This is a genomic window from Wolbachia endosymbiont of Protocalliphora sialia, assembly GCF_053891855.1.
Map to the genome: position 1 here is coordinate 30,811 of NZ_JAIUJX010000008.1, position 16,877 is coordinate 47,687.

Sequence of the window (16,877 nt, forward strand, 5' to 3'; positions counted from 1 at the left end):
TAAGGTTAAATCTTCCATCCAAATAACCACGCACTCTACTTGCTTATCTGGGTAGACTTCTTGCACTAAGGTTTTATAGATCAACATTTGCTTTTTTATTTCATTTGATGAGGAAATAGAAACGTTATGGTGTGATTTATAGTCAATTATGATTGCTTTGTCTTCTGTTATGCACAGTCTGTCTAGCCGCACTAATACTGGTTTTCCGTCAATTGTTCCACTAAGTGGAATTTCTGATTTGCCCTCCAAGTCGAACAGGTAATCATATTTTTCATTAAAGGTTAATATTTTGCTGTAAATTTCATCCTTATCTTCACTAGTGTTTATGCTATCAAGATATTTCCTAACCCAATTTTTTCTCCTGTCTTTCTCTATTTTGGGCATATATTGCAATATACTGTGAATTATTAAGCCTCTTGCATAGCTGTCTGTTGTCCCAATGCTCCTTTTTGTCATTCTAGCACTCTCATCTGTCATTCTAGTACTTGACACTGGCTTTTTTTCTCCAGGTTCCAGCGTTACGTGCTGCAATGACATTGATAGGTTTGATGGAGGTGAAATCACTGAAACATCAAAATAATCACGTTTTTTATAAATAGAAGGGTAGTTTGCATTCATGCATAGCACTTCAATTTTTTCTTTAAATATCGGCTGTAAGTATAGTTTTTTTCTCTCATATAATGCTCCATATTGAATAACTAGATCATACCAAGAGCCCTTTTGCACTGGCTCTTTGCCTAAAATGTATAATTCATCTTCAGCACGCGTAAGTGCCACGTACAGCAAACGCAAATATTCGTTATAATCCTCTAGTTTTTTCTCTCTTTTTACTTGATCACAATAAGCATTATTATTTTTGCCACACCAAAATGGTGCTTCCGTTGTATCAAACAAAATACTTTCGCTGTTTCTTGGCACTGTATTTGTGTCAACTAAAAACACTATTGGAGTTTGTAGACCTTTTGATTTATGAATTGTCATTATTCGTACAGCATTGCGTTCTGATTGCATATCATTTTTAATCTCAGGATTATTTTCTTTGATCCACTGAACAAATGCTTGAAGAGATGGGTGCTCAAATTGCAATACGAGGTTCATAAATTCGTCTAGAATCTCGAAGCACTCAAGACCTAGCCTTGCAGCAAATTTCTTTTTGCCTGTGCGCAATATATGCGTGAATAGTGTAAGAGGGGATTCTGTCTTAGATAAATTAATCAGATAGTTTAATTCATTCGAGGTAATCTCATGATAATCATGAAGTTTTTCCCACAACGACTGTTCTTTACGATCATATGCAATCTTGAATAAATCATCCTCAGTAAAGTTGAATAGCGGTGATTTTAAAACATTTGCAAGAGCCAGATCATTTGCCTGAAGGAGGAGGAATTCAGCCAAAGCTATTAAGTCCTGCACAGCTATGTAATCCATAATTCTAAAATAATCTCGGCCTATAACTGGTACATTTACTTTTTTTAGTTCACTTATTATGTAGTCAACTAGCGCATTTCGTTGCCGTACCAAAATCATAATGTCCCTTGGTTCTATATTGCGATCTTTGGCGACTAAAATCCGCCCTTCGTTTAACCAATTGTGAATTCTTTGGGCTATTGCCTGAGCAAGTAATCGATCCTTTACTACATAATCTTTCCTCTGTGTTAAATGAATTTGTAAGGCTTGCTGCTCTTCCTCTTCATATCCTGGCAGTAATGGCCAAATTTCAATGTATCCTTGATCGTTTTCTCTATGTGGAATATGTTTTATCTCGTTATCATCAAAAGATATTTCTTCACGAAAATTGTTGAATATTTTGTCTACAAGCATCAAAATTTCTGGAGTTGAGCGAAATGACTTTTCAAGTTGACATAATATCCAATCTCTACCACCAGTTTTTGTGTGAAAATACTGCTGCATGTAATTAAATAGATGGGGATTTGCTCCTTGAAATCTGTAAATTGATTGTTTTACATCACCAACAACAAATAAAGTTCTCTTTTCATCACCGCCGGTAAAAAATTCATCGCAGAGATTTGTTATAATTTTCCATTGACTAATACTATTGTCTTGTGCCTCGTCAACAAGAATGTGGTCTATTTTTTGGTCTAGATTAAACAATATCCAATCTTTATCGCCTGGATTGCTAAGGAGATTTGTTGCTAAATTGATGATATCATCATAATCAAGCAGTGCATTCTTTGATTTTTCATTATTATATAGATCAACATATACTTTAAATATACTAAGTAAACTACTGGTTCTTGCGAATATTTGATAAGAATTTATGTCCTTCACATGGGTAAACAATGCATTTTGAATGCTTTCTATCATTTGCTCTACGTCTTCAAATTTTTCCAAAGCACCCTTTGTTATAATGGATGATATGCTCTTTTTTTCGTACGATTCTGATTTGAGAAATACTTTAGCTAAGTTCTCTATCTTGGTGTCATTCGACTTTATTCCGGTGTCATCCAATAGGCCTGGTGTCATTCCAATGCGTGACACTGGAATCCATATATTTTCTTTCTGGATTCCAGTTGGGATGACAGTGGAATAAAGTATCGCACTGTAACTCTGATCTCTTTTGCTGCCCTCACTTAATATTTTAGCTAATCTTTTTATCTGCTCAATCGTTTCACTCTGTAAATCGTGAATCTTATCTGGGGCACTTAGTTTATCTTTGATATACCCTAAATTATTTTCTAGAGCTGATCTCTTTATACATAAGGTATAGAGCAAATCACGCAGCTTATTTTCATCAATTTCAGCTGCAACGATATTGATATCGTCCTGCACAGTTTCGTTATGAAGCGTTTTTTCAAATACGATGGAATGCAATTCTTTACATTCGCTCAACGTACAATTTGGAGCGATACCAGCTTCTGTAGGAAAGCTGGAGATTAATTTGTAACAAAAGGCGTGTATAGTTTGAATATTAAGACCAAGATTTTCCAGTTCAGAAAAAAGCCTTCTTGCTCTTGTTAAATAATCTTTATTTTCTCTGGTCACACACTGGGCTAATTGTTCTAAATCTGTGACCAATATACCCTCTGGACATATTGCCCACTTACTAAGTGTACTGTAAATGCGATCCTCCATTTCATTTGCTGCAGCATTGGTAAATGTTAAGCAGAGAATATTTCTCTTATTCTCTAATAGAAGTCTTAATACTCTGTCTATTAAGATCTTTGTTTTACCTGTACCAGCTGATGCACTTACCCATACAGAGAAGTTAGGATTTATGGCATTTGATCTCATTAGGAGTGTATAAAGTTTGACTGAAGTGGCATTTCAAGTATAGTAAATAAGATAGTGTTAGTGAAGATATACAGATGGAAAGTTTTTGTGTAAAGGCTCCTGCAAAGATCAATCTTTTTTTACATATTATAAATAGAGAAGAAAGAGGGTATCATTTAATTGAAAGTTTGGTTGTCTTTGCTAAACTTTCTAATTTTTTAGAGATAAAAGTAGGAGAAAAAAACTTTAGATATGATAACTCTACAGTTCAATTTGTAAACTCTGAGTTTAAAATAAATTATCGATATAATACTATAACGAAAGCATTGAGTCTACTGCTTAGGTACGCTCCTATACGAACTAAAGTCACTGTAAAGGTTATAAAAAATGTACCAATTGCTGCAGGATTTGGTAGTGGTTCCTCAGATGCTGGAGCTGTGATACGCACGCTAGGAGAGCTGTGGGATATTGATAGGCAAATTTTAAGTGATATAGCTTTAAGCGTTGGTGCTGATGTGCCTGCAAGTGTAGATAGTAAGCCAGTTTTTGTTAGAGGTATTGGTGAGGAATTATGTCCCATTAAACAATGCTCTTTACCCATAAGTCTGGTACTTGTGAAACCAAAAAAAAAGTTTTTGAATACATCAGAAGTATTTTCCAAGTATAAAGAGGACTTCTCTCAGCCAATTAAGTGGAGTGATAACACTGAGGAGAATTTGTTAGAGCTTCTTAAAGAGACAAAAAATGACCTGCAAGAAGCAGCAATAAGTCTTGTACCTGAAATTCAGAATGTAATATCAACACTAGAGTCACAAGAAGGCTCTATACTTTCTCGTATGTCAGGCAGCGGTGTAGCGTGCTTTGGAATGTTCGATAGTGAAGAAAGTGCAAAAGCTGCAGCGGCAAATATCAAAAAGGAATATCCAGAATGGTGGGTGTGCGACACGCAATTAATAGTTTGATTTATGTCCTTAATTTCCAAGAAGAAAAATCTTATAGATGGTTACAGGGAAGAAAGATTTTGGGTAAATAATCAAGAATATCATGGCTCAATTATAATTTTTCCTGAAAAGGTGATTAAATTGAAAGAAGGTGATATAAATAATAAGGAGTATTTTAAATCTTTTTTAACAGAGGAAATAGAGATTTTGATAATAGGTACTGGTAAAATACGCGATTGTTCAATGAAGTCTTATCTTATGGAGCAAAAGAATTTAAATTTTGAATTTATGACTACTGGTGCAGCATGCAGAACCCATAACGTTTTAATATCTGAAGATAGGTTTGTTGTCAGTTATCTGATAGCATGTTAGAGATATTTACACAGAGTTTTTTTATAAACAGTCTAATTGCGGTAATTATGATTAGCCTAGTAACAGGAGCTCTAGGGTCATTTATGATATGGCAAAGGTTATCGTATTTGGGTGATAGTTTGTCCCATTCTTCATTGCTTGGTATTGCACTTGCTTTGATCTTTAATATCAGCCCATCGGTAAGTATAATGCTCATTGCAATTATGTTTGCTATACTACTTTCTCTTAATTTTAATAAATTATACTCTGCTGATACGATATTGAACATAGTTACCAATGTAGTTTTATCATCGAGTTTAATACTTATGTCTTTTCTTCCATCGGGTAATAATAGTATTATTAGCTCACTTTTTGGTGACATATTAATGATTGACCAAAGTAATATAATATCAATTTTTCTAACCTCCGTAATAGTTACTTTGATATTAATATTTAGATGGCGCTATTGGCTGATGATTTCGATTAATCAAGATTTGGCAACAGTTGAGAAAGTAAATGTTAATTTTGTTAGGCTAGAATTTTTGATTATACTCGCTATCTTTATTGCAATTTCTGCTCAATTAATAGGAATATTACTCATTGCTGCATTTTTGTTAATACCTGCTGCATCAGCAAGACTCATTTCAAAAACTCCAATGCAAATGATTATTGTTGCAACAGTTTTTTCTGTGGTTTCTGGCATATCAGGTCTGATATTATCTGCAAGTTTTGATTTATTAACTGGACCTGCAATTATACTGATTGCAGCTGTATATTTAATCATTGCTTATTTTATAAGATTGGTGTTAAGTAGATCGACTTAATTTTTGTCTCGGAAGTTCATAATTTATTAACAAATGAGTGTAACTATCTCAGGGTAAAGTAGTTTTTGCTACGTTGTTTTTATGTGCTAATTGTTAATTTGTGGAGTGAAAGATATGGCCGAAGGATTTTTTTCTAGATATATAGGACAGCCTATAAAAAATTTTTATAATTATGTTGCGGGAAAGAAAGAAGTGTCTGATGATATGCAGAATACAGCAAATCAAGAAAGCTCAGAATTGTTGGAAACTGATGTGCAATCAAATGATGTACCACCAAGTAGTGATAATATAATATAGATGGCATGAGAATCACGCCATCTAAAGTTAAAAAATTCCTTGAGAAACCCGATACTTTAAGTGGTGTATTAATTCATGGAAGTGACAATAGTAAGGTCGATATTTTTGTACAGGAAATAATTGCCAACTTGAATGAGTATTCAGTTCAGGTGATGGATTTTGCAGTAGTGAATAAGTCGCCTGGCTTGTTATTTTCCGAGTTGGCAAACATTTCGATGTTTACTAAAAAAAGGTTAGTTAAGCTGATAAATGTCAGTGGAAGTATATCTAAAGAGTTAAGAAACATATTGGATCATAATATAGGCGATCATTATATAGTAATGATAGCAAATGATCTTCCATATAGTTCTACAACTAAAAGTTATATGGAAAGCTCAAAAATTTTCGGTGTAATTACCTGCTATAAAGACAGCGGTAGTAATCTTTGTGATATTATATCAAGTTACTTGAAACAAAATGATATAGAGTGCACAAGTGAGATAATCTACCACTTGCAGTCTTATTTTAATCATAGCAAACTGCCTATATATTCAGAGCTTGAAAAATTAGTTTTATATCTAGGAAAAAGAAAAGATCTTAAACTTGCTGATATAGATCTATGCTTTTCAACCTCCGGCAATGATTATGTTACACTTGATAATCTGTGCTCTGCAATAGTGAGTAAAGACATGGGACAATTCATCAAAATTTCCGATGTATTGATATTACAAGAGAATTTTTCACCGATAGCATTAATCCGTATTATATCAAATTATTTTCTACGGCTAGAAAGCGTTTTGCTGTTAATACAAAATGGAATGAATGAACAAGCTGCAATTGACCAGCTAAGTCCTCCATTGTTCTTCAAACAATTGCAGAGTTTTAAATCTCATTTGAAAAGTTTGCAACTTTCAGAACTTAAGAAGATCTTAGAAAATTTGATGAGCTTGGAAGTGACCTGTAAAAGAACTGACTTGGACCATAAAATGATCTTTCAGCATGAGATTAACTATTGGTGTTATTCGTTCAGCAGAGTAGTAAAATAAGGTAGACGAGAAAAAACAACTAAATGTTGTCATGAAAGTAGCTGACACTGGGATCCAGAAATATGGGATATGTATAGAAGTTATTTTAAAATACAACGTTTTGGCAAGATTATGGATTCCAGTGTCAAGCACTGGAATGACAGGAGCAGAAACTGGAATGACAAGAAATCTAATATTTTCACATTTCCTGAACAATGCTTATTGGTGTCATTCAAATACATTCGGTGCATTTAAACCTTTTGTATGATTTTCTTCTAACCTTGCAATAATGCTCTCTCTACCGATAAAAATTAATAATTTAGCGAGTTCTGGACCTGTTTCTGTTCCTGTTAAAGCGAGGCGCAACTGCATAAATAGATCTTTTGCCTTTATATCAATTGTCTGTCGAATATTTTTAACCCACTCTGATAATGTGTTTTCATTACAATCACCTTTAGGCAATGAACTTAGCGCTATTTTTATAAACTCTTTATTAAGAACCACAGGCTCTATACCAAATTTGCATGTTTTCCACCATTTGGCCACCTCAGAAAACTTTTCTATATTACTCCTTATAAGATACCAAAACTCTGAGCCAATTTGACTTAAACGATCTTGCACCATTTCAAATGGCATTTGTTGCAGCACTTTGCTATTTAGCTTATACATTTCACTCAAGCTGAATTGTGCAGATGCTGAGCTAAATTTTTTAATATCAAATGAGTTAATTAAAGACTGCATATCAACATAAGCTTCTATCGGATCAGATGTGCCAAGTTTTGCTAAATAGCTAGTTAGCGCCATTGGCTCAATCTCATCTTCTCTTATGGACTTAATATCCAACCCACCTTTCCGTTTCGATATCTTGCTATCATCAAAATGTAGTAGGGGAAGGTGAGCAAAGATAGGAATTTTCGCTTTTAATGCTTGAATCATTTGAATCTGAACTGCGGTATTAGTTACATGATCTTCCCCGCGTACAACATGGGTTACATTAAAGTCAACATCATCAACAACAGAAGGTAACATGTATGTATAAATTCCATCTTCTCTTTTTACCACAGGATCGCTAATGTGAATTGTTGCAATATTTATTTCACCTTTAACTTCATCATTCCATTTTACAATTTCGTTTCTATTCAATTTAAATCTGAAATGTGGTTTTCGTCCTTCTTGCTCATAACGAATTTTCTCTTGCTCAGTTAGAAGCAACGCACCTCTATCGTAAACAGGGGGAAGACCTTGTTTTAATTGCAATTTTCGTTTAGTGTCTAATTCTTCTCTTGTTTCATAACATGCATAAATATGACCTTCTTTCATTAACTGTAAGAACACCTCGTTATAGCGCTCAAAACGCTCTGATTGCTTAAAACTTGAATTCCAATTTATGCCAATCCATTTTAGGTCTTCTATGATATTATCTACATATTTGATATCTGAACGCTCAAGATCAGTATCATCAAAACGTAGTAAAAATTTTCCATTTTGATTACGTGTGTACATCCAACAAATGAGTGCAGTGCGTATGTTTCCTACATGTAGGTAGCCAGTTGGGCTTGGAGCGAATCTTGTTAGCATTTAAATGATTACTTTAGTTTATTTTAATTTTATATAAATGTACTGCTAAAGCAAGATTCTTCTTTGTCTTGGTGTTAGTTGCTACAAAGTACAGCGAACATGAAACCTTTTTGTTAGAGTTCCATGATCTGCCTAAAATACTCTGAAAGCACGGCTTTAGTTATTTACTCTAAATATATTATACGTATACTTGTTATTAAATTAAATTTGAAATGATAAGAAATGAGTGAATTTAAATCAATCCGCAATATTGCAATAATTGCACACGTTGACCACGGAAAAACTACTTTACTTGATAACATGTTAAAACAAAGTGGCACGTTTCGTGAGAATCAAGAAGTTCAAGAACGAGTGATGGATAGTGGTGATCAAGAACGTGAACGTGGGATTACAATACTTGCAAAATGTACGTCAATAATGTGGGGTGATGAGAAAATCAATATCATTGATACACCAGGACATGCGGATTTTGGTGGAGAAGTGGAAAGGGTGCTCTGCATGGCAGATGGTGTATTACTACTGGTTGATGCTGCAGAAGGTCCAATGCCACAGACTAAGTTTGTGTTGTCAAAAGCACTAAAGGCAAATTTAAAACCGATTGTGATAATCAATAAGGTTGATCGACCAGACAGCAGAATTGATGAAGTACTAAATGAAATATATGAGTTATTTTTTAACCTTGATGCAACCAACGAGCAACTAGATTTTCCAGTACTCTATGCTTCAGGTAGAAATGGTTGGTGTGCTAAGGAGCTATCTGATGAGAGAAAAGATTTAAGCCCATTATTTTCAACGGTGATAGATTACATAAAACCTTCTGTTTATGATCAAAATGAACCTTTTGCTATGCTAGTTACTTTACTTGAATCTGATAAATTTCTTGGCAGAATATTGACAGGAAAGATCTACCAAGGAATTGCGCAAGTTAACTCAGATCTTAAGGTAATTGATCTTGATGGTCAAGTGGTTGAGCGAGGGAGATTAACTAAGTTACTCTCATTTTCTGGCTTAAAACGCGTTCCAGTAGAGCAAGCTGTAGCTGGTGATATCATTGCCATTGCAGGACTTGAGAAAGCTTCAGTTTCAGACACTATAGCAGCACCAGAAGTTACAACTGCGATCAGCTCAACTCCAGTTGACCCGCCAACAATGGCGATTACTATAAGCGTGAATGACTCACCTTTTGCTGGGCAAGAGGGAACAAAACTTACCTCAACTGTTATAAAAGATCGTTTATATGCAGAAGCAGAAACAAACGTTGCAATTACTGTAACTTTGGCTCCAAGTGGTGAAGCATTTGAAGTAGGTGGACGTGGTGAGTTGCAGCTTGGGGTACTGATTGAAAATATGAGAAGGGAAGGTTTTGAACTTTCAGTTTCACGGCCTCGAGTGCTGTTTAAAGAAGAAGATGGCAAAAAACTTGAACCTATAGAGGAAGTAGTAATTGATGTAGATGATGAGTATAGTGGAATCATCATGGAAAAACTTAGCTTTCGAAAAGGTGAAGTAACTGACATGAGACCTTCTGGTAGTGGCAGAACTAGGTTGACATTTTTAGTGCCATCAAGGGGATTAATTGGCTATCAAGGAGAATTTTTAACTGATTCTCGCGGCACTGGTATAATCAACCGTTTATTTCACAGTTATGCTCCACATAAAGGTTCAATTTCCGGAAGGCGTAATGGGGTTTTAATTTCAACAGACAAAGGCGAAGCAGTAGCGTATGCAATTTTCAATCTGCAAGATAGGGGAATTATGTTTGTTAAGCCACAAGATAAGGTATATTGTGGTATGATTGTCGGTCAGCATAGTCGTGACAATGATTTAGAAATAAATGTACTTAAAGGTAAGCAATTAACAAACGTAAGAGCTTCAGGTAGCGATGAAGCTATAAAGCTTACTCCACCAAAAATAATGACACTGGAGGATATGATAGCATATATAGACGATGATGAATTGGTAGAAGTAACTCCAAAATCTATACGTTTGCGTAAGAAGTTCCTCGATCCAAATGAACGTAAACGTGCAGGAAGGGCGAAGAATAAAGAGTAATCAACGTTCCTGATAAAAATCTGGATTCCAGTGGTTGCATAGGTCAAATAAAAAGAGCTGGCAGTTACTGACAAAATTCACTATAAGACAAGCATTTAACCTACTAAAGAAAAATATGCCACAAAAAATGAGAGTCAGTAACTGCCATGAATATAACAAATTTCTCCAAGAGAGGGGAAATATTTTTTATTACGTCAATGATGCCATAGAAAATTGGTACGAAAAAGGTCCAAAAATGGCTGTTGGCAACTATATTTATAGCGATAAGGTCGTGATTCTGGTTCACATAATAACTTATTTATTTAGAATAGGTCTGAGACAAACAGCGGGATTTATAGCAGGGTACCTTGAGCAAAACTTGCAAGTTATTACAGGCCTCAAGAAGGCTTAAAAAACTTAACATCAAAATTGAAGACATGATAAAAATAATACAGAAGATATTGAGATTGCCATAGATAGTACAATAATATTCCAGGTCATAGCAAGGCAAATGGTACAGATAGAAAGTATCGCCGCTATGAGCAAACAAGATGTAATGCTAGAGATAGGTAGCAAAAAAGTTATAGCAGCAAAATACAGTGGTGGAGTTTATTCTGACCACTATGGAGCATGTGATCTTATTGCAAGGATTGATGTTAATATAATATAAGCACACTATATGCAGACAGATCGAAAGAAGTTATACAAACTGTGCGATGAGCTTGACATAAAGACAAGGATTCCTCCGCAAAATAATGCAGTAGAGCATCCAAAGTTGGATTATATGGATGAGAGAAATTCTACAATCAAGCTCATAAAGTCATATGATGAAGATGGTATGAAGAGGTGGAAAAAAGAGATAAATTATGGGAAGAGATCTTATATAGAAAGTTTTTTCTCGCGACTGAAGCAAACATTTTGGTTTAGTTTTAGAAACAAATCTGAGGTTAATCGTGAGAGAGCTCAAGTGTTATTTGCTTAACAAAATTACTGATATAGGCATGGCTAAATTTGAGATAGCTTCATTCCACGTTACCTATTATCCGAAGAGTGATGCAATAAAGCCATTCCAGTGTCACAAGCTGGAATAACAAGAAAAAGGGTACTGGCATGACATTAGATGATTTTCCTTATTTTAGCATTAAACGCGATGAAGAAAATCATTTATAATTGCTATAGCAACTAGTGTTGAAACCTGACGTACCTTTTGGCTTGACAAACGAGAGTTTTTATCTGATTTGACAACAAGGGCTTCTAGATGACTTTGAAAGTAAATATTACCATGCTTATCTTCGATAGCTTCTATTACCCCGTCATTGGCAAATGCTGCAATTTTATATCCAAGTAGCTCTAGCCTTCTTCTATTCTCTGTAGTATTACTTACTGTACCTGAATGAGCATTCGGAAAATAAGTTGAAAACCAGCCATTTTGATTAGGTAGTAAAAATCTAGCTACCACTTTTTCCAAACGACTACCTGGAACAATTTTTATCTGCTGAAGAGGTATATTCTCTTTTTGTGCTGATTTTAAATGATTCTTCTCATCATTAACAACATTTGTTACTTCAATTTCTTTTGCATACATAATGTCTTGTAAACCACCGCATATGGCAAGCAAATGAATTGTAGGATTGTCATCTACTATTTTTACAATTGCTTCATTCACAAGCTGGCGGTAAGGGTTAAGAGCTGAATGAAAGTTATCTGAAATAAATATTCTGTTTATCTTTTGCTTTTTGATAAATTTTGCAACTTCAACTTTTATTCGATCTAGTATCAGCTTTTTTGCCAATATTTCATCTTGTTTTGCAAACTCTTCTTGGATTTCTTTTAGATTAATTATTTTGTCGTAGTCAATGAATATAGTTTTAACCCCAAAATTATTGAATATCTCATAGATATTTTGAGATTCATCTGTTTTCAATAAACCAACAATTATATTATAATTTACTGCATTCTCTGCTGTCAAAGCAGATGGTTCTTTGTTTGCTTTTTCACTATAAGCGATATTACTTAATAGTAGAAATGTAATTAATAGTATATTAAATATTCTATTGTAACATTTATACATTATTTCCTAAATAATTATATTAATACTATAATATACTATAGAACATTAAGAAAAAGAATGTGGCCTGAGCAGGAATCGAACCAGCGACACAAGGATTTTCAGTCCTTTGCTCTACCAACTGAGCTACCAGGCCAACTACGTACTTTCATTTTTAGACAAAAAACGTTATCATGTCCATCAAAAGTTTTTGAAGTATAGAAACAAAGAATGAACATTAATAACAAAATAGGAATTTATCCTGGTACATTTGATCCTATAACTTTGGGGCACCTTGACATAATAAAAAGAGCATGTAAGCTAGTCGATAAGTTAGTAATTGGTGTTGCAGAAAATGTTAACAAACATACTAGTTTCAACATAAATCTACGCACAAGCATGGCTGAAAATGAAGTGAAAGGACTAGGAATTGACGCAGATGTCATATCTTTCAATGGATTATTAATGAATTTTGCCAAAGAGCAAAATGCTTCTGTTATTATCAGGGGGCTCAGAGCAGTATCAGATTTTGATTATGAATTTCAAATGAGCTGGGTAAACTATAAACTCCTTCCTGAAATCGAAACTATATTTCTTCCTGCATCTGAAGATACTCAATTTATCTCATCAGTTTTTGTGAAAGAAATAGCGAGATTAGGAGGAGATGTTAGCAATTTTGTATCAAAAAGTGTCCAAAGCGAATTGATTAATCTAAATAGGGTAAAAAATGGAGAATAAATATTTGTTGTTTTCTCCACTTCAAAGCGGTTATGCTCGATGTACAAAATACTATAAAATAAAGGAGCAGTATGTCAGAAGTGAGGGATAATAATCTAATAGTTTGCTGCCGTGGTGATGAGAATGATGATGGTTCTGGTCATCCAGTAGTATATTTACATAAAGAAGGAGAAATGTATTGTCCTTATTGCAGTAAGCCCATGAGTGAAATAGTAAACTCCGAAGAATTTCAATTTGTTGAGGTGAAAGCAGTGAATAAAAAGGAAAGGACCAAAGGTTAATAGCACTTCATTCTTTAGCTTATGTAAATAGCAATAAAGGGGGCAGTAAAGATGAAACTGTCCATACGGTCAAGTACTCCTCCATGGCCAGGTATTATACCTCCACTATCTTTAACATTGTAAACTCTTTTTATGAGTGATTCAGTAAAGTCTCCAAGTTGGGCTAGAATAGCAATTGTAACGCCAATTATTGGGGAATAGAAAATTGGAAATAAACTCAAAAATATTGAGCCAAAAATTGTACACACTATTCCAGCTAAGACTGCACCAAAAAGTCCTAACCAAGTTTTCCCAGGGCTAATGATTGGACAAATTCTAGTTTTACCAAAATTTTTGCCGAAAAAATAGGCAGCAATATCGATGCTCCAAATAGTTAAGATAAGCCATACTAATGCATATTTTCCCTGTGGTAGATTATATAGGCATATTAGCGAGGCATTTGGTAGTGCGATTAATAGTAATGCGAAAATGTATAAGATTCTATTGCCCTGAGTTAGATTATACCATTCAAAAGAAGATAAAACTGCAATTGAAAAAATTAGTAGATAAAATGATAAATCACTGAAATATGTAGCAAAAGAAAATATGAGTAATATTACTATTGAGGACAATATTCTAACCATAAAGTTATTATCTACCATATTTTTTTTCTCTTTTTGTATAATCTTCTAGTGCTTTGGTCAAATCTTGACAAGAAAAATCGGGCCACAAAGTATCACAAAAATACAATTCAGCATAAGCTGCTTGCCATAATAAAAAATTGCTTAACCTTTTTTCGCCACCAGTGCGAATTAATAAATCCAATTTTGGCAAATCTTTAGTATACAGAAATTTTTCAAATTCCTCTTCCAATACGCAATCAATATTTCCTTTTATGACGTTGTTGATAGCATGTATAATTTCCTGCTTTGCTCCATAACTAACTGCAACAGTGAGTAATAGACCATCGTTCTTATGTGTCACTTCTTCTGCTTTTTTGATTTGATCGAATATTTTACTGGGCAATAGACTTAAATTGCCAATAAAATTTAACTTAATGTTACAATTGTAAATGAATTTCATTTTATCTTCATTAGTTAAAGTGGAGTAAAATAAATTAAATAGGTAGTCTGTTTCGTTTTCAGATCTGAGCCAATTTTCCATGGAAAATGCATACAAAGTTAAGTAAGGTATGGCCAGGACTGTGCAATGCTTAGCAATATCAAATACAACCTCACTGCCTTTTCTATAGCCATCAATTTTTACCCTTCCTTGATTCTTTGCCCACCTACCATTACCATCCATAATAATTGCTAGATGTTTTGGCAGAGATTCTAGATTCAACATTTGAATTCAACCTGTTCTAATTAGCTTAATGTGTATGAAACGTTCACTATATCCACCTAAAACTATATTATTACTGAAAAATCATTGATAGTCTATATTACAAAAATTTTCTCAACCTCGGTGTCAGCTACCAGTGATTTTACCAAGAAAATATAGTAAAAACAGTCTGATATAGATGGTTTTACGATATAGTAAAATTATTATAAATAAATGAATTTAGTAGTGTTAGGAATACCTAGCTCTTTCATGTGGATTGATATTTTCAATAACTTGCTCTAGAGATAAATTATATAATGTTGACACAGGTTCTTTGCATTCAATATATCTTTCAAATGTAAGGAATGGTACAAGTGAATTTATATTTATGTCCTGCTCTTGAGGAAGATCTTTACCGCCTAAGATAATCCCTGGGAAAGGATATTGAGTATATATACTCAGCTCTTGGGGAACATATTTAATTATATCTTCGTAAATACGTTCCTTGTTGTTCAAATAATCGATATTAATATCTGTAATTTTACCAGCTTTACGCAGGAGTATAGCAAGCCTCAAAGTCGACTTTACGCTAGGTTTAAAATTTTTAAATATATTGACAAATACCTTACCAGTAACATTATCTGTTATTGCTTTTAGCTCTTTAGTGGTAACAGAATTGATCTTCTCAACAGCATTTTGATCTTTTAGTAGTGTTATAATCCTTTTGTCATTCAAGCTTGCATTATCAAGTAGAAGTCGAAATTTTTCAGTATCAATAGAATCGATAAAATTCCGACTTTTTAGTAAATCCATAACCATGGAGCGATCAAATTTACTACTAGATATAAGTTCAAGTTTTTCAAGATCGATAGAATTGACTCGAACAAATAGACTCTGATCTTTTAGTATTTCTCTAACATCTGTAGGATTAAACTTAACGCTTTTGCATATAATTTTTAATCTATTACCATCAATAGAATGGAGTTGAGGTAATGAAGTCTCTAGTATTTCTGCAATCTCTTTATCTGTAAAAAAATAATCACTTTTCATGATACTAACTTTACTCTCATCAAGAGAATTGATTTGATCAAACAAACTCTGATCTTTCAGTAAATTCATAATATATCCTTGATCAGAATATCTAAATATCAAGTCAAATATTTTACGATTCATCGAATTGATGCGTTTAACAACTTCCTGATTTTCTAGTAATTCTATAACAATACTGGTACCATAAAACTGCCTAAATACGGATTTAGATTTTTCAGGATCAATCAAATTTATAAGCTTAATAAATTCTCGATCTTCTAGTACTTTTATACTACTAAACTTATCATTCTCAACTATGTATTTAAGTAGTTCTTCACTAATAAGGTTGATATTCTCAATAGTGTTTGGATTTTTTAGTAATTCTACAATAATACTGGTATCATTAAACTTATCAGTATTAAGTATGATTTTAAATTTTTTAGGATCAATCGAATTGATACGTTCAAGAATTTTCTTATTTTCTAATAATTTTGTCATATCTTCATTACTAAACTTACCGATGTCAAATATGAATTTAAGTATTTCTTCATTAATATAAAGCTGACTACCATCAACAATACAAAACTGATTACCATGAAAAACATAAAACTGATCATCATCAACACGGTTTTCATTATCAGTATCATTTCCTTTATTTCCTAGTGCTTCTTTAGCAAAGTTATTCAGATCATTTTTTTCATCTTCCTTGTCATCAATATTATCATAATATTCATGATCTTCTTCACTCCCCTCGTCATCACTACTGTCAAATTCATCACTACAAACCTTCCCATCTTTTAGTATTTCTAGTATGCCTCCTTCATTTAATATCACTTCAAACACGTCATCATCAAAATCATTGATGTTATCAACGATCTCCATATTTGATAGTAATTCTTCAATATCTTTGCAACTAAACTTATTATTATACTTGCATAAGATTTTAAGTTTACTGTAATCCATTGAATTAATGCCATCAACAACTCTTTGAATTGATAGTAACCTTCTGTTATAAGCCTTGCATATCAGTTGAAGTTTTTCGTTATCTAAATCTTCTGCATTGCCTGCTTTATCAGAATCCATAATCTTATTTTAATTTACTTAGTATTTTAGTTTAAAATATCTAGAAAAAATAATCAAGCATCTTTAGCCAAACTTTCTAATAGATAAATTAAAAAAAATTGAACGTTTGGTAATGACGACATATGTGGAGAAGGATGGCA

The 16,877-nt window shown here is 33.4% G+C and carries 15 protein-coding genes, 1 tRNA gene and 1 pseudogene; 10 read left to right on the top strand and 7 right to left on the bottom strand.

Annotated elements, in window-relative coordinates:
* On the bottom strand, positions 1 to 3,252 hold a 3,252-nt coding region (locus LB100_RS04230; protein WP_456201536.1), incomplete at its 3' end, for a UvrD-helicase domain-containing protein.
* 74 nt (positions 3,253 to 3,326) lie between these two features.
* On the opposite strand from LB100_RS04230, the gene LB100_RS04235 reads away from it, so the two are divergent.
* The 6 genes from LB100_RS04235 (at position 3,327) to LB100_RS04260 (ending at position 6,916) form a co-directional block, all read left to right on the top strand.
* Positions 3,327 to 4,193 carry a 4-(cytidine 5'-diphospho)-2-C-methyl-D-erythritol kinase gene (locus LB100_RS04235; protein ID WP_456201537.1) on the top strand — a complete coding sequence of 289 codons (867 nt, stop codon included), beginning with the start codon at positions 3,327 to 3,329 and terminating at the stop codon, positions 4,191 to 4,193.
* A 3-nt stretch (positions 4,194 to 4,196) separates the two neighbouring features.
* Complete coding sequence (locus LB100_RS04240) at positions 4,197 to 4,544, top strand: Mth938-like domain-containing protein (protein WP_264720053.1); 348 nt, start codon at positions 4,197 to 4,199, stop codon at positions 4,542 to 4,544.
* Positions 4,538 to 5,347: a metal ABC transporter permease gene (locus LB100_RS04245; protein ID WP_456201538.1), complete on the top strand. Its 810-nt coding sequence runs from the start codon at positions 4,538 to 4,540 to the stop codon at positions 5,345 to 5,347. The genes LB100_RS04240 and LB100_RS04245 overlap by 7 nt, the downstream gene beginning before the upstream one ends.
* A 114-nt stretch (positions 5,348 to 5,461) precedes the next feature.
* Complete coding sequence (locus LB100_RS04250; protein WP_108784197.1) at positions 5,462 to 5,644, top strand: hypothetical protein; 183 nt, start codon at positions 5,462 to 5,464, stop codon at positions 5,642 to 5,644.
* A 5-nt stretch (positions 5,645 to 5,649) separates the two neighbouring features.
* Positions 5,650 to 6,669 (top strand): DNA polymerase III subunit delta, encoded by a 1,020-nt coding sequence (holA, locus tag LB100_RS04255; RefSeq protein WP_007302689.1) that lies wholly within the window; start codon positions 5,650 to 5,652, stop codon positions 6,667 to 6,669.
* A 31-nt stretch (positions 6,670 to 6,700) separates the two neighbouring features.
* Positions 6,701 to 6,916, top strand: a complete 216-nt coding sequence (locus tag LB100_RS04260; protein ID WP_456201539.1) for a hypothetical protein — start codon at positions 6,701 to 6,703, stop codon at positions 6,914 to 6,916.
* On the opposite strand, the gene gltX is transcribed toward LB100_RS04260, so the two are convergent.
* Positions 6,877 to 8,226: a glutamate--tRNA ligase gene (gene gltX / locus LB100_RS04265; protein WP_456201540.1), complete on the bottom strand. Its 1,350-nt coding sequence runs from the start codon at positions 8,224 to 8,226 to the stop codon at positions 6,877 to 6,879. The two genes, LB100_RS04260 and gltX, sit on opposite strands and share 40 nt — an antisense overlap.
* A gap of 222 nt (positions 8,227 to 8,448) precedes the next feature.
* Here gltX and typA point away from each other — a divergent pair, with 222 nt between their 5' ends.
* Entirely contained in the window at positions 8,449 to 10,278 is a 1,830-nt protein-coding gene (gene typA / locus LB100_RS04270; RefSeq protein WP_456201541.1) for a translational GTPase TypA, read from the top strand.
* Positions 10,279 to 10,393: 115 nt separating this feature from the next.
* Positions 10,394 to 11,282: pseudogene (locus tag LB100_RS04275) on the top strand (transposase); the annotation flags it as partial.
* Positions 11,283 to 11,398: 116 nt separating this feature from the next.
* Here LB100_RS04275 and LB100_RS04280 read toward each other — a convergent pair.
* Both LB100_RS04280 and LB100_RS04285 read right to left on the bottom strand, forming a co-directional pair.
* Positions 11,399 to 12,328 (bottom strand): gamma-glutamyl-gamma-aminobutyrate hydrolase family protein, encoded by a 930-nt coding sequence (locus LB100_RS04280; protein WP_264686443.1) that lies wholly within the window; start codon positions 12,326 to 12,328, stop codon positions 11,399 to 11,401.
* A 60-nt stretch (positions 12,329 to 12,388) separates the two neighbouring features.
* Positions 12,389 to 12,461 (bottom strand) — tRNA-Phe (locus LB100_RS04285).
* Between the two features lie 74 nt (positions 12,462 to 12,535).
* Here LB100_RS04285 and coaD point away from each other — a divergent pair.
* Positions 12,536 to 13,042: a pantetheine-phosphate adenylyltransferase gene (gene coaD / locus LB100_RS04290; protein WP_063630499.1), complete on the top strand. Its 507-nt coding sequence runs from the start codon at positions 12,536 to 12,538 to the stop codon at positions 13,040 to 13,042.
* Between the two features lie 71 nt (positions 13,043 to 13,113).
* Positions 13,114 to 13,323 carry a zinc-finger domain-containing protein gene (locus tag LB100_RS04295; protein WP_006013766.1) on the top strand — a complete coding sequence of 70 codons (210 nt, stop codon included), beginning with the start codon at positions 13,114 to 13,116 and terminating at the stop codon, positions 13,321 to 13,323.
* 14 nt (positions 13,324 to 13,337) lie between these two features.
* Here LB100_RS04295 and LB100_RS04300 read toward each other — a convergent pair whose 3' ends face one another.
* From LB100_RS04300 to LB100_RS04310, 3 genes are all read right to left on the bottom strand, one after another.
* A complete protein-coding gene (locus LB100_RS04300; RefSeq protein ID WP_143689098.1) occupies positions 13,338 to 13,964 on the bottom strand; it encodes a phosphatidate cytidylyltransferase in 627 nt (208 codons plus the stop codon).
* Positions 13,954 to 14,649, bottom strand: coding sequence for a polyprenyl diphosphate synthase (gene uppS / locus LB100_RS04305; protein WP_264719998.1), 696 nt, complete (start codon positions 14,647 to 14,649; stop codon positions 13,954 to 13,956). Before uppS ends, LB100_RS04300 begins: the two co-directional genes overlap by 11 nt.
* 225 nt (positions 14,650 to 14,874) lie before the next feature.
* Positions 14,875 to 16,737 (bottom strand): hypothetical protein, encoded by a 1,863-nt coding sequence (locus tag LB100_RS04310; protein ID WP_456201542.1) that lies wholly within the window; start codon positions 16,735 to 16,737, stop codon positions 14,875 to 14,877.
* Positions 16,738 to 16,877 lie beyond the last annotated feature (140 nt).

Excerpts from the sequence above, each read along its gene's own strand:
- LB100_RS04235 (WP_456201537.1), top strand. The coding sequence starts at position 3,327 with ATGGAAAGTTTTTGTGTAAAGGCTCCTGCAAAGATCAATCTTTTTTTA.
- LB100_RS04240 (WP_264720053.1), top strand. The coding sequence starts at position 4,197 with ATGTCCTTAATTTCCAAGAAGAAAAATCTTATAGATGGTTACAGGGAA.
- gltX (WP_456201540.1), bottom strand. The coding sequence starts at position 8,226 with ATGCTAACAAGATTCGCTCCAAGCCCAACTGGCTACCTACATGTAGGA.
- coaD (WP_063630499.1), top strand. The coding sequence starts at position 12,536 with ATGAACATTAATAACAAAATAGGAATTTATCCTGGTACATTTGATCCT.
- LB100_RS04300 (WP_143689098.1), bottom strand. The coding sequence starts at position 13,964 with ATGGTAGATAATAACTTTATGGTTAGAATATTGTCCTCAATAGTAATA.
- LB100_RS04280 (WP_264686443.1), bottom strand. The coding sequence starts at position 12,328 with ATGTATAAATGTTACAATAGAATATTTAATATACTATTAATTACATTT.
- LB100_RS04245 (WP_456201538.1), top strand. The coding sequence starts at position 4,538 with ATGTTAGAGATATTTACACAGAGTTTTTTTATAAACAGTCTAATTGCG.
- LB100_RS04295 (WP_006013766.1), top strand. The coding sequence starts at position 13,114 with ATGTCAGAAGTGAGGGATAATAATCTAATAGTTTGCTGCCGTGGTGAT.
- LB100_RS04310 (WP_456201542.1), bottom strand. The coding sequence starts at position 16,737 with ATGGATTCTGATAAAGCAGGCAATGCAGAAGATTTAGATAACGAAAAA.
- uppS (WP_264719998.1), bottom strand. The coding sequence starts at position 14,649 with ATGTTGAATCTAGAATCTCTGCCAAAACATCTAGCAATTATTATGGAT.
- LB100_RS04260 (WP_456201539.1), top strand. The coding sequence starts at position 6,701 with ATGAAAGTAGCTGACACTGGGATCCAGAAATATGGGATATGTATAGAA.
- typA (WP_456201541.1), top strand. The coding sequence starts at position 8,449 with ATGAGTGAATTTAAATCAATCCGCAATATTGCAATAATTGCACACGTT.
- LB100_RS04250 (WP_108784197.1), top strand. The coding sequence starts at position 5,462 with ATGGCCGAAGGATTTTTTTCTAGATATATAGGACAGCCTATAAAAAAT.
- holA (WP_007302689.1), top strand. The coding sequence starts at position 5,650 with ATGAGAATCACGCCATCTAAAGTTAAAAAATTCCTTGAGAAACCCGAT.